The organism is Amphibacillus jilinensis Y1 (assembly GCF_000306965.1).
GTDB classification, from domain to species: Bacteria; Bacillota; Bacilli; order Bacillales; family Amphibacillaceae; genus Amphibacillus_C; species Amphibacillus_C jilinensis.
The window spans coordinates 129,946-144,283 of the sequence record NZ_JH976440.1; the positions used below are offsets into that span (position 1 = coordinate 129,946).

At 38.9% G+C, this 14,338-nt stretch carries 9 protein-coding genes; 2 read left to right on the forward strand and 7 right to left on the reverse strand.

Annotation, left to right across the window (positions count from 1 at the left end; all coding sequences use genetic code 11):
• Nucleotides 1–97: 97 nt before the first annotated feature.
• On the reverse strand, nt 98–1,381 hold the full coding sequence (locus tag B494_RS0115335; RefSeq protein WP_017473266.1) for a sugar ABC transporter substrate-binding protein: 1,284 nt from the start codon (nt 1,379–1,381) through the stop codon (nt 98–100).
• 1,014 nt (nt 1,382–2,395) lie between these two features.
• On the opposite strand from B494_RS0115335, the gene B494_RS0115340 reads away from it, so the two are divergent.
• Together B494_RS0115340 and B494_RS0115345 are read left to right on the forward strand one after the other, a co-directional pair.
• On the forward strand, nt 2,396–4,513 hold the full coding sequence (locus B494_RS0115340; RefSeq protein ID WP_017473267.1) for an alpha-amylase family glycosyl hydrolase: 2,118 nt from the start codon (nt 2,396–2,398) through the stop codon (nt 4,511–4,513).
• A gap of 86 nt (nt 4,514–4,599) precedes the next feature.
• Nucleotides 4,600–6,357 (forward strand): alpha-glycosidase, encoded by a 1,758-nt coding sequence (locus B494_RS0115345; RefSeq protein ID WP_017473268.1) that lies wholly within the window; start codon nt 4,600–4,602, stop codon nt 6,355–6,357.
• Between the two features lie 226 nt (nt 6,358–6,583).
• On the opposite strand, the gene B494_RS0115350 is transcribed toward B494_RS0115345, so the two are convergent.
• From B494_RS0115350 to B494_RS0115380, 6 genes are all read right to left on the reverse strand, one after another.
• Entirely contained in the window at nt 6,584–8,263 is a 1,680-nt protein-coding gene (locus B494_RS0115350) for an ABC1 kinase family protein (RefSeq protein ID WP_017473269.1), read from the reverse strand.
• Nucleotides 8,264–8,289: 26 nt separating this feature from the next.
• Nucleotides 8,290–8,559 carry a phasin family protein gene (locus tag B494_RS0115355; protein WP_017473270.1) on the reverse strand — a complete coding sequence of 90 codons (270 nt, stop codon included), beginning with the start codon at nt 8,557–8,559 and terminating at the stop codon, nt 8,290–8,292.
• 296 nt (nt 8,560–8,855) lie between these two features.
• Nucleotides 8,856–10,574, reverse strand: coding sequence for a carbohydrate-binding module family 20 domain-containing protein (locus B494_RS19605; RefSeq protein ID WP_144032264.1), 1,719 nt, complete (start codon nt 10,572–10,574; stop codon nt 8,856–8,858).
• Between the two features lie 565 nt (nt 10,575–11,139).
• The gene (locus tag B494_RS0115370; RefSeq protein ID WP_017473273.1) at nt 11,140–12,639 is read right to left on the reverse strand and encodes an amidase; all 1,500 of its coding nucleotides are present in this window, start codon (nt 12,637–12,639) and stop codon (nt 11,140–11,142) included.
• 353 nt (nt 12,640–12,992) lie between these two features.
• Complete coding sequence (locus tag B494_RS0115375) at nt 12,993–13,457, reverse strand: DinB family protein (RefSeq protein WP_017473274.1); 465 nt, start codon at nt 13,455–13,457, stop codon at nt 12,993–12,995.
• Nucleotides 13,458–13,550: 93 nt separating this feature from the next.
• Complete coding sequence (locus B494_RS0115380) at nt 13,551–14,330, reverse strand: alpha/beta hydrolase (RefSeq protein WP_017473275.1); 780 nt, start codon at nt 14,328–14,330, stop codon at nt 13,551–13,553.
• Nucleotides 14,331–14,338: the final 8 nt, after the last annotated feature.

Genomic DNA, 14,338 nt, shown 5'->3' on the forward strand with positions numbered 1-14,338 from the left:
TTAGCGCCCGCCTAAATAGATTCTCTGTTCTCTATGTTGAGGCGGGCGTTTTACGGACACTTATCTTTGATAAGTTTTCAGTGCGGTATAGGGCATTTTACTGGGCACCACTTGCTTCTATGTTATTATGAATGTGTTCTACTGCTTCATCTAAAACAGAGGAAACATCCTCGCCTTCAGCTAAAAATTGTAACGCATTATTCATAGGTTCCCATACTTGAGACATTTGTGGCGTACTAGGCATAGGCACACCGTTAGCAATCTGCTCACTAAATGCAGCGAAAATCGGATCTTCAATGGCTTCTAGCGCATTTCTATTAGTCGGTAATTCTCCAGCTATTTCAGAATAGTATTCTTGATTTTCTTGATTAGTCATAAACAATGCAAGATCAGTGGCCCATGCTACATTTTCAGAATAATAGGATACCATCCACGCTTTTGTCCCTACTAATGTTTGGGCAGGTTGACCATTAATGTCTGGAAATGGCGCAAAACCAAGGCTATCACCTAATGCTGCTGTATAACTCGGAATACTCCATGGCCCATTAATTACAGCGCCAACTTTACCTTCAGTAAACAACCCATCAATAACATCGATAGTAGTAGATGACGGTATTCTACCTCTCTCAAAAAAGGATTGGAATAATTCCCCGCCCTCAATGGCTCCTTCATTATTAAGACCAATATCTGTCGTATCATAATCACCTGGTTCTCCCCCAAAGATATAGGACCCATGTGTTCTGAAGAAAGGGTAAGCAAAGTATATATCATCTGGTTTCATCAGAAATCCAAATTGATCTTGCGACGGGTCAGTATGTTCATCTAGCGCTACTAATAAATCATCAATGGTTTGGGGTTCATCAATGATATCTTTGTTATAAAAGATTCCATAGGTTTCAATAACAGCCGGAATACCATAAATATCGTTAACACCATTAAATTCATATTGAACCGACTCAATAGACGCCGAGCTATATTTATCTAATTGCTCATCTGTTAAATCTAGGGGGTGAGATAATCCTTGAGCGACAATATCCCCTGTCTGATTATGAGGTTGAAAGAATAAATCGGGTCCATGACCTTCAGGCCCAGCTAAAGCTAATTCAGACAACTGTTCTAACATTGATTTTGCCACGACATTAACTTTAATGCCTTGCTCTTCTTCATAATCTAAAGCAATTTTTTCTATAGCTTCTAATTGTTCTTCTTCATCATTGGCCCAGACCGTTAACTCTTCAGGTTTGTTCACTTCCTCACCATCTGTATTTTCTGAATTAGAATCGACATTGGTAGGATCATCTCTGTCAGGAGAACATGCACCTAATGTCAATAGTGCCACTAATAATGTGATCAAAAAAATAAGCATACTTTTATTTCTCATAATAACCACTCCTTTTTATTTTTGCGCAAGCGCTACCATTTAAATCTTTAGTCTAAAGTAAAACAACCCTCCTTCCCCAAAAAAACAACCCCGACTTTTTATAAAAAAAGCCGGGGTTGTTTGCAATAATCGCAAAAGCAGCGCCCTCAATTTGAGAATTGAGTAATAACTAGGTTGTGCCATCATTTTATATAATAAAATTAATTTATGCAAGCGTTTTTTCGAAATAAAATTTTAAAACATGAAACACATCTTCAATCCGTCGGCGGTTTCGTTATTCGCCCACTGATTGGTAGCTGAGTGGATCAGAACATTAGCTCCCACCTAATTAGATTTACTCTACTCTCCATTTTGTGAAGGACGTTTTACGGATGGTACTCTGCGCTAAATTAAACCTCATACTTCATTTAGTCAGATTATATTAAAAGCGTGACGAAATTATGTATCGAGCCATCATTCATCATGGATTAATTCATAATCAATAGTGAATAGGCTTAGCTTTGCTACTGCTTCCTAATACCAAAGCTAATAAAACGAACCTTCATGTGCGAAGAGCTACAGGATGTAAGTCATGCAGACGTTGCCACAGGACGTGCGGTTTTAGTCTATGGTCTTACTGATTGTTGCGTGGGTCAGGACCTTAACGTCCGTTATCACCTACCGATAGGATTTACCTCCGTTCTCGATTTTGAAGTGGGTATCTTATGGACAGTGATCTGTGATAACAAAAGCAAAAATCCCCCTCGCCCAATTTTTTGGATTGCAATCGATTTCGTCAAAATATACCACTGCTCTTTTAAATTAATCTTTAATAGTTATTGACATTGTCAATTGATCTTGTAATAATGAGAGTAACAACCTTGTGATAACTTAATTTGCAAATTGAGGGCGCTGCTTTTGCGATTATTGCAAACAACCCCGGCTTTTTTTATAAAAAGTCGGGGTTGTTTTTTTTGAGAAAGGAGGATCGTTTGTCGTTCAACATATTTCAAAAATTGAAGGGTTGTGAACAATATGCTTAATAAATTTTTTCTAAAAATGAAAGCGATTGCGTTTGTCGGTATTGTATTTGTGGTTTTTTTAGCGTTAGCAAATGATGTGTATGCCGCTAGCCAACTAAATAAAGTGAATTATTCCAAAGATACCATTTATCAAATTGTGACAGATCGATTCCTTGACGGTGATCCTTCTAATAACCCTGATGGCGCATTGTATAGCGAAACAGATTTGCATAAATACATGGGAGGTGATTGGAAAGGGATAACAGAAAAGATAGAAGATCATTACTTTACTGATCTAGGGATTACTGCATTATGGATTTCCCAGCCTGTTGAGAATGTTTATGCTGTTCACCCTGAAGGCTATACCTCTTACCATGGTTATTGGGCTAGAGACTATAAAAAAACCAATCCATTCTATGGAAGCTTTAATGACTTTGATGAGTTAATATCTACGGCGCACAGCCATGGCATTAAAATAATCATGGATTTTACACCCAATCACTCTTCACCAGCCTTGAAAACGGATAGTGATTATGTAGAAAACGGAGCTATTTATGACAATGGATCATTAATTGGTAATTACTCAAATGATATGGATTTATTCCATCATAACGGTGGTACGGATTTTTCATCTTATGAAGATGGTATTTATCGAAATCTATATGATCTAGCTGATTATGATTTACAAAATCAAACCATCGATCAATACCTTAAAGAATCGATAGAGTTGTGGCTAGACAAAGGTATTGATGGCATAAGAGTGGATGCCGTAAAGCATATGTCACAGGGCTGGCAAGAAACCCTAACCAATCACATTTATTCCTATCAACCTGTCTTTACATTCGGTGAATGGTTTTTAGGTGAAAATGAAATCGATCCAAGAAATCACTATTTTGCCAATGAGAGTGGTATGAGTTTGCTAGACTTTCAATTTGGCCAACAAATTAGAGGCGTACTTATGTCTAAAGAAGATGATTGGACCGATTTTCATACGATGATTGAAGATACATCCAATAGCTATAACGAAGTCATTGATCAAGTCACATTTATTGATAATCATGATATGAGCAGATTCCATAAAGAAGATCGTGCGAAGACCAATACAGATATAGCCTTGGCTGTCCTACTTACCTCTCGCGGGGTGCCAACGATTTATTATGGCACAGAACACTATTTAACAGGTGAATCTGATCCAGAAAACAGGAAGCCAATGCCCAGTTTTGATCGAACAACAACAGCTTATCAAATAATAAGTAACTTAGCACATTTGCGTCAATCAAACCCAGCTTTAGGTTATGGTACAACAACAGAACGTTGGCTTAATGAAGACGTCTATATATTTGAGAGAAAATTTGGTGACAATGTCGTGGTTACTGCTGTAAATAGTGGTGAGCAAAGTTACACCATTAATAATCTTCAGACATCATTATTAGAAGGTACCCATCCCGATGTATTAGAAGGTTTAATGGGTGGGGATGCTCTTCAGATAGATGAAAAAGGGCAAGCCAGCACGTTTGAATTAAAAGCAAATGAAGTAGCAGTTTGGGAAGTAACCGCCGAATCAAACGCACCATTAATTGGTCATGTCGGCCCAATGGTGGGGCAAGCTGGAAATGAAATTACGATAAGCGGCGAAGGCTTTGGCGAAGGACAAGGCACAGTACTGTTCGGCAGTGATCAAGCTAGTATTGTATCTTGGGGAGATTCAGAAATAGTAGTCAATGTTCCTGATATACCAGGTAATCACTATAACATTGAAGTCGTAACAAATGGTAATAAGGAAAGTAACCCTTACTCAGACTTTGAGATCTTAACAAATAAATTAATACCTGTTCGGTTTATCGTTGAAGAGGCCGTAACTGATTACGGTACGTCTGTATATCTTGTTGGTAATACACAAGAGCTAGGGAACTGGGATACAGATAAAGCAATTGGGCCATTTTTCAATCAAATAATAGCGCAATATCCAACATGGTACTACGATATAAGTGTTCCGGCTGATTATACACTGGAATACAAATTTATTAAGAAAGATGCGCTTGGAAATGTAGTTTGGGAGAGTGGGACTAATCGCTCCTACGATACGCCAACTGATGGGACAGATACGTTAACTTCAACATGGAGAAATTAAATCTAATCTAGAGGCAATGTTTGAATAACTAAACAACCCCATTAACTATTAATGGGGTTGTTTAATGGAGAAAAGGAGAATGTAATTTGTTAATGGAAGGTATTAAACATAGAGCTATTCAGCCATATGTTTATGGCAAAAATGAAAATGAAATTCAAATCATGCTAGAAACAAGTCGAGATGATATGAAAACAGTTGAATTGATATTTGGTGACCCTTATGACTTTGTAGAAGATAAATGGCAATATCATACGTTACCCTTGCTTAAAACAGGTAAATCAAAAATAAAAGACTATTGGAAACTAACCCTTACACCAAAACATCGAAGGCTTCGCTATGGTTTTCGATGCATCGATCAACATAACCAAGTCGTGATTGTGACAGAAAAAGGCTATCATACTGAAATAACGAATAATATACAGAGCTATTTCTGCTTCCCTTATTTACACAAAAAAGATATATTTCAAGCGCCAGAATGGGTAAAGGAAACAGTATGGTATCAAATATTCCCTGAACGATTTGCAAATGGTGATGCTTCAACAAATCCGGAGCATACGTTACCATGGGGTTCAATCACGCCTAAACAAGATAGTTACTTTGGGGGAGATTTTCAAGGGATTATCAATCACCTCGACTATTTACAAAAACTCGGTATTACAGGCATATATTTATGTCCAATTTTCAAAGCAGCTTCTAATCATAAGTATGATACGATTGATTACATGGAGATTGATCCACAATTTGGTGATAAATCCACTTTTCGAGAGCTCGTTAAGCAATGTCACCAACGAGGTATTCGCGTCATGCTTGATGCGGTATTCAATCATAGCGGCTATTATTTTGAACCTTTTCAAGATGTTCTGAAAAATGGGGAAGCGTCGCCATATAAGGAATGGTTTCACATATGGGACTTCCCCGTGCAAACAAAGCCCTCGCCTAATTATGATTGTTTTGGTTTTGTATCAAACATGCCAAAATTGAACACTGAAAATCCCGAAGTAAAAAACTATTTACTTGAGGTTGCACGCTATTGGATTGAAGCATTTGATATTGATGGTTGGCGTTTAGATGTAGCCAATGAAGTTGATCATAACTTCTGGCGCGACTTCCGAAGCGTGGTTAAATCAGTCAAACCAGATGCTTATATATTAGGGGAAGTTTGGCATGACGCCCTGCCATGGCTAGAGGGAGATCAATTTGACGCAGTAATGAATTACCCATTTACAACAAGTGTGATTGATTTTTTTGCTAAAGACAAGATAACGACCACTCAATTCGCTAACCAGATCACAGATCTATTGCACATGTATCCAGAGCCTGTAAGTGAAGTAGCTTTTAACTTGTTAGATAGTCATGACACCGCACGTATCCTAACATTGGCAAACGAAGATGAAGAACGGATGCGCTTAATATATGTTTTTCTCTTCTCTTTTATTGGCACACCATGCATCTATTACGGTGATGAAATAGGGTTAAGTGGTGGCGAAGAACCCGATTGCCGGAAGTGCATGGAATGGGATGAGACCAAACAAGATCAACAACTATTTCAGTTTATTCAACAGTTAATAACCATGCGAAAAGAAATAGCAGCGTTTGGTAATTTAAGCACTTTTCGTTTTCTACAAATAAACGATCAAGAAAAAGTCATTGCTTATGAGAAGCAAAAAAAGCAAGAAAAAGTTATTATTGTTTTAAACAATGATTCAAAAGCTAAAACGATAGCTGTAGCGGCGTTGAATGGGAAACGTGTAAAAGAATGCTTTTCCGGAAATGAAATGACTTTTGGAGCAAATGCAACAGTTAAACTTGCACCATTTGGTTTTACTTGTTTTCAATTACATTAAAAAGTTCTCGCTCGCTTCCTAAGCGAAACTTCAAAAACATAACGATCATTCAATCAGGCGACATTTTCGTTCTAGCCCGCCGATTCGTTCATGTGTGAATCAGGATCTCAACGTCCGTTATCTCTCGCCAAAATAGATAAGCTCTGTTATCTATTTTGAGCGAGGCATTTGACGAACGCGTACCTATGATCACATTGCTTTGAATGATTTACTTGATTGCCTGAAACTAAAACCTCCCCGATTTAAAGATAGAGTATAATAACCAAATAAACATCGATACGGCTACAAAAAAACCAATTTCAATCGCAGGCAGACTCCAAATTAATGAGCCTTGCCCTGATAACGCTGATCCAATAATTAATCCTACCATAATAATACTAAAAGCCAATAGAACGATGGCGAAAGAGAGTTGATTACTGATTCGATCCATCTTTTTTAATAACAGTTTTAAATCCGGGAGTACAATTTCAATGCGGATCTTGTCGTTCTTGATCACAGAGGATAAGTGCTTTAATTGCTTTGGTAAGGAAGTAAAAAGTTCACTAAACGCCCATACTTGATCGACTGCATTTTGAATGATCCGTTTCGGATGATATCGCTCACGCAACATTTTACGCCCAAATGGTTCAGCTATTTCAACAATACTAAGTTCGGGATCTAATTGTTCAATCGTCCCTTCTAAAGTAAGTAGTGTTTTACCGAGTAAGGTAAAGTCCGCTGACAACTCAATTTTATGTTTATAAGCAACCTCAAATAGCTCACGAATTGCATCAGCTAAACTAATTTCACTTAAAGCGACACGATAATATTTATCCATTAACAAATCAACATCTTCTTTTAACGCCACTTTATCAATTGCTTCTGGTGCTACACCCATTTCCAACATCACATCAACCATTTTCCCTGTGTCCTCTTGCATCAGGGCAATCAATAACGTCCCAAATTGCTGTTTCATCTCTTCTGTTAATCGCCCGACCATTCCGAAGTCTAACAAAGCGATCTTTTCATCTGGTAAAACGAGAATATTACCAGGGTGTGGATCAGCATGGAAAAATCCATCTATTAATACTTGCTGGAAAGTCGCTCGTGTTAATTGCTCAGCTATTTTCTTCTTGTCATATCCTGTTACTTTGCCTTCGGTTAAATCTTTTAGTTTAATTCCATCTATATATTCCATTACCAATACCTTAGACGTCGTTAATTCGCTATTTACACTTGGAATATAGACAGATTCATTATCACTAAACTGCATAGCTATACGGTTGGTGTTCCTTGCCTCATTAATATAATCAAGTTCTGCCCTAATTGTTTTAGCAAATTCCTCAACCACTTCACGGGCACGATAGCGTACCGCCCACTCTATCCTTAACTCTGCTAAAGTTGCCATTTCTTTCATAATTTCAAAATCAGTTTCGATTTTATTTTCAATGTCTGGACGTTGTACTTTCACCGCCACACGTTCACCTGTCTTCAATGTAGCCAGATGCACTTGTCCGATTGAAGCAGCTGCTAACGGGGTTTTATCTATGTCTAGAAAATGTTGCTCTGGGGAGGAGCCAAGCTCTTGCTCAAGGATGGCATAGACCTGTTGATAGGAAAAAGGGGGGACATGATTTTGTAATTTCTCTAACTCTTGAATAATATTTTCCGGGAAAAGATCACGCCGTGTACTAGCAATTTGACCAAATTTAATAAATGTTGGCCCTAGCTCTTCAAGAATTAAGCGGATGCGTTCACCTAATGTTTTCTGCTCTGCTTTAGGATTTCGTTCTTTATATAACCGTTTCGGAATCAGATGTAAATCGCTTAAGCCTAATTCTTTTAGTAAAAAACCTAGACCGTTACGGGAAAAAGCAACAATAATATCTTTATAGCGTTGCAAATGGCGCATTCTTTTTTCGAACATCATATCTCCCCCTTAATACAACAACATTACTGTTCTTGATTGATTTGAGCTTCTAATTTGGCTAAACGTGCCTCTAACCGATTGATATCATCTTTGGTTGCTACATTTAATTCACTTAGGATATTGCGATGGGTGTCTTGACCTTTTTTGTAAAACTCATTAAAAAACGCCTTTGATTCCTCCTTCGTCATTTCTCCTTTTTTAACAAGATCATCAATTACACGTTCCGCATGTTCAATGCTCGTTGCGGCTAATCCTAACCCTAATGCTAACCCTTTTTTGAACGTATCCATCATCGCTTTTCACTCCTTTCGTTTTATTTACTTATTATATGTATCTTCCTCAATTCTCATTTAATTAAACCAAATACTAGGATGATTTTATTCAAGTTAAGCTTCCGTTCGAGTGTCTGTTAGCTTAGTTGTCTCCTTTTTCACTCCAGGTCATCAAACCGCTACTTTGTCCTTCAGCGAAGAAGTTAACTTTACACACTTTTCTTACCACGCATTTGGCTCTAATTGTTCCTCTCCTAACCAATACATTAGACAAAGCGTTTATGCTCGACAACAGACATAAACGCTTTGTTTCGGTTTTAGTTATTAAAATTAAAATGGATATCATTATCCCTATCTTCTACAGTGTAGGTCCGATTAGCACCGCTCTCCCAAACAACATTATTACCGTTTCTTTTGATTGCTTTATACTCAAATGTTGTCCCAATAGGCAACTGAACAGTAGCTTGCCAACTTGGATAGGTGGTAATATTGGCTAGTAGCGCCGCAGTCGGCTCCCAACTACCAAGCTCAGCAATATTACCGGCAATATAAACATTTTGCCCCCAATTCGTTGTTGCTTGATTGATATGAAAAGTAACGGGGACAAGTTCATTGCCTGGGTCACTCCCTCCATTATCTTGACCATCATATAAAACGGCAACACTTCCGCTACCTATCGTTCCAGTGATTCTGCCGTTCGAGACCGTAAAGCTTTCATTACCACTCGCTTGATTGATATAAGTGCCATCTGATAAATTAGTCGTAGCATTTAATTCCGTGCGACTACCAAGATTGACAATAGTCATACCATCTTGTCCACGTTCAATAAACATGATGTCATTACTCATCGGTCTTAAATATTCACTTGTGTCGGCCATCGCCTGGCGAAAATGATTAACAGCGACAACATCCGGATGCTTCCACCAATCATTTCCCGCTTGACCTAGTTGATTGGAAAACTTACCACTTCCTGCTGGACGATTAAAATAAAGTGGCGTTGATTCAGCGCGACTTGCAATCAGTGCCCATCCCATTCTCAGTTGCCACTCACTCATCGCCGTGGATTCCTCTGAATCATTGGCATAGGTATCGTGAGATTCAACCCACGTCACCAGTTTATCCGGATCAACATTCACACCGTAATCCTGCATGTCACGAACATTTGGATTACTATTAAAACCAACTGCATGTCTCACCCGATCACCATAGTGGGAAGGGGTAACACCCATATATTCGGCATAGCTTGAGAATCGGTCAGCCCCACCTTGAAGAACTTCTCCATAAATAAAAAGCGCTTCCTTATTATTTAGTGCCCCTAGTACACGAGGCCAGAAGTTCGATCCTACTTGATCATCCGGCAATTCAATATGCTTAGCTGCATCAAAACGAAAACCAGCTGCTCCTAATTCAATTGCATCATTTAAGAAGTCAATCACCTTGTCTTGTAATTCTTGATTGGCTGTATTGAGATCAGGTAATCCAATCCCCCAATGTGTCACTTGATAACGATTATTCCAATCTTGGACTCCCCTTGGCTCTCTCCAAAAATCAGGGTTATTTAAAATAATCGGATCGACATTTGGACTTGGTGTATACTGCAGAGATCCACCACCAGCGTTAGCCATGTGGTTGGGAATAACGTCGACAATAATATCAATACCATATGATTCCGCAGCTTCACAGAGCTGTTTAAATGCTTCTCTGTCACCTAATTGTGTATTACCAATCTCAAAATTAATCGGTTGATAAAGAATCCACCATTGGCTACCTGCCATCAACGGTTCCTTATTAGCTTGGATTGGTGACGTTTGGATTCGATTAAACCCAGCATCTGCAATATCCGCTAAGTGGGTTCTAATGGTATCAAAAGACCAATTCCACGCATGGAAAATTGCACTATCATCTGTATCTATCAATTGATTCGTTTCAACACTTGTTTCAGATTGGGCAAGAACGGGTGCAGACATACGCCATCCAAGACCTAAAAAAACAAAGATAACACCAAGACAAAACAGTAACTTTAAATTTTTCCTCATCAGTTGCACTCCTTTTTTTAAAAAATATGAGAACATTACAACTTTTTTATTTGTTTTGACTGTAGCATTTATTTGTTTTTCGCAATACGCTTGCGCTTTAATTTCACCTCCATCCATTAAAGTAAAGTGTTGTCAAAATTAACCCTTGTTGAATGATTAATTTTCATCCTTTACACAACACTGTCCTGCTCTCTCTTTTTAGTGCAAGCGTTTTCATTTTATGTTAAAAAAATATAGCGAGACAAACATCACATATATTAAAACATTTATCCTATTGCTTGTAAAGTGTTTTAACAACCTTTTTTTAGGATAAAACATACCTTCAATCAGTGGCGTTCTCATTCCTCTCGCATTGATTGGCCGGTGAATGAGTCAGAGCATTACCGTCCGTTAGCGCCGATCTCAAATGAGCTCTACTCGCTCATTTGAGATCGGCGTTTTACGAGCGGTTACCTGTGATGAACATAAACTTCTAGTTTTAAAATTTTATGTATACCTAGTCGGTTAAAAAACAAACGTATTCCCAATGATAAATTTACATAGGCATACGCTCGACTTTAATTGTTTATGTTCGCATCGCTTTGCTGACAACTTTATGATCTACCCAGAGATTTGAGCGCTCAATTAAGCTCGCAAGACTTAACAACAAATCTTCTCTTCCCTTTGATGCAACAAATTGAACACCAATCGGTAAGCCTTGACGACTGAGATGGGTCGGTACACTCATTGCCGGCTGACCGGTGAGATTGGCTAATTGAGTAAAAGGTGTATAAGTTAAGCTTGGCAAAAACATATCATAAACGAGCTGTTGCTGTTCAGTTGATGACAAATGATCAACCTTTAGCAACTCTTTTACTTCAGATTCAGATGGCGTCAACTCCCCTATTTTCGGTGGTTCACTGGCATTGGTTGGCGTTAAGTAAAAGTCATACTGATCATGAAAGTCTACCATTTGAGCTGCGGCCTGATCCCAACCATTTAAGCTTTCACTATATGCTGCAGCAGAGATATTTTTCCCAGCTACATGTAGCACCCACGTAAAAATATCAACATCATCTGGTGTTAGTAACCTTCCTGATTGGCGTTCCAGCTGCTCAATCACGCGATTGATCTCCCCACTATTCATGACGTAATATTGCTTCATTAAATCAATGCCATTAACCGGCGCTTCCATTTCTTCGACCAAGTGACCTTGTTCTTCTAACCAGTTAACCATACGGTGAACAGCTTGTTTAGCGTCATCACTTACCGTTGTTCGAACAGGTGATGCTGTGGTATAAGCAATTCGATATTTTTGATCATAAGGTTTTTCGACAATGTCATGATAACGTCCCGGATATAGAGGCGTTTGAAAAGCAGCTTCTGGCTGAACGGTTTGTAGCAGGTCAAGAAACGTGGCACTATCACGAACAGAACGACTAAGGACAAAGTCAATCGATGCGCCTTGCCACTGTCGGCCGACACCTGGCCCAACTGGTGTTCGACCACGTGTTGGTTTAAGACCCATTAATCCAGTAAAACCAGCTGGTATTCGAATCGATCCCCCTCCATCACTTGCTCCAGCAACAGGAACAACACCTGCAGCAACCATGGCGGCTGCACCTCCACTCGAGCCACCAGGTGAATAATCCGAATGCCATGGATTCCTTGTAGCTCCATAGTAAGCAGGTTCCGTTATATTTTTCAAACCGAATTCTGGTGTGTTGGTATGACCTAAAAATAAACAGCCTTCCTTGCGCAGTTTTGCAACGAAATGCGAATCCTGCTTGGCTATATTTTGAATGAATAGCTTTGATCCCGAACTTAGGACCTCACCCTCAATCGTTTGTGAAATGTCTTTTAATAACATTGGTACGCCATACAGAGCTTGTCCTCTATTTTCTAGTGAACTCGCCTCTTGATAAACTTTTTCTTGGCGTGTCCGTGTAACAGCATTTAAAGTAGGATTGGTTTGTTCAAGTCGCGCAAAAGCCAGATCAAGCAATTCCTTCGGTGTCACTTGATTATCTCGGACTAATTCAGCTAATCCTACTGCATCATATTGAAGATAGGTTTCAATATCCATGATTCAGCCTCCCCTGCATATTTTCCCCAGTATAACTCTGATTGGTTAAAATAGAAAAGCACATGCCACCAATTGACATGTGCTAATCATCTAATTGTAAACAAATTGTCACAAACAGCCTGAAATTCCTCAGAATTTACTTATTTTTCTTTATAAAATGAAACTTCAGTCAGTGGGCGGAGAGCTACTGGAAGTAGACCATGTAGACGTGGGCACAGGACGTGGCGTCCTTAGTCTGTAACCCATCTTAAAGATTTGGCAGTTTTAGTCTACGAAGGCATTAGCGTTCGTTAGTTCCCACTTCAATAGATTTACCTCTGTTATCTATTTTGAGGTAGGTTTTTTACAGACGGTTATTCTGTGATGAATTTTCTCAAATCCATAATCGCTTGGACATGCATGCCTTCATGGAAGATCGTCCGCACCAACACTTCTTCAATCGTTCGCATCCCCATCTCAATTGGTTCAAATACTTCATCTAAACGCGCTTGATAGCTATGCTTGATAAATGAAGATTGTGTTTTTAATAAATGCTTTAATTCTTCAAAGCTTGGTGTTTCTTCAGTAAAATCCTTTGGAGATGTACCAAAGCCAAACCATTGAGTGAAACGTTCAGGTACTGCCGTTCTTTCTTTTGTTAATGCTTCAATCCAAAGAAACTGATCTAAATACACATGACCTAAGTTCCACCGTACATTATTATGAAAGCCTTGCGGTATTATATTTGCCTGTTGATTCGATAAGCCTTCCACAACTGCTAATAGATCATGCCGATAAGACTCTAATTGATTGAACAGTACTTTTTGATGTTGTGTCACTGACATCCGCCTCCAGAATATAGATGTCTTTACCATACTATTTTCAACTATGATTGTATAGCTTTTTGACAGAGTTGTGACAAATTAATCTAGCTAAGATGATGCTAAACGTAACATATCGTTAACAAGAGGAAGTACTACAGAAGCGTGCCCTTCACCTGCAAATTGTTTAAAAAAGCTTTTTATACCTATTTTGTCTTGTAATCGTTCAGCCAATGCAACAGCGTGATCCACCATCCCACTTGGATGCTCTCGCTCCCGTTCGCCCACTGTTATTAAAAGTCGCTCACCTCGCCCTTGAAATCGTTGCTGATAGTCTGCTAGTAATGTTTGATTCCAATGAATCGACGGGCTCCCAGCGGCAAAATAACTGAAGGTACTTGACATCGACAGCAAGGCGTATAATGTAAATAATCCACCTAAAGAGTGCCCGAAGAGCGTTTGACGTTTTAAATTAATAAAGCATCTTTCTTGAATAGTTGGTTTTAACTCCTGTTCAATAAATTCTAAGAATAAGCGTGCTCCTCCTTGTTTCGGCCACGGTGATCCATCAGGACGATTAGCCATAAACTGATTATGCTCAGTTAATGTGTAATCATAAAACCTTTGGTCTGAGAACGGTTGATCAGTTTGATAACCAATCCCTACAACTACGATCGGGCAGACACCTGTCTTATCAGGTTTTCTTGATTGAACGTTTACAGCCTCCACGACGGTGCCAAAAAATGCATTACCGTCTAATACATACAAGACCGGATACCCGTCTTCAGGTGGTTCACTCGTGGGAACCGAGATAAATACTTGATAGTTTTCCTTCGTTTGTGATCTTAAAGTAAACTGCTTTGTATGTGGTATCGTATAACTATCTTCCATGAACCTCA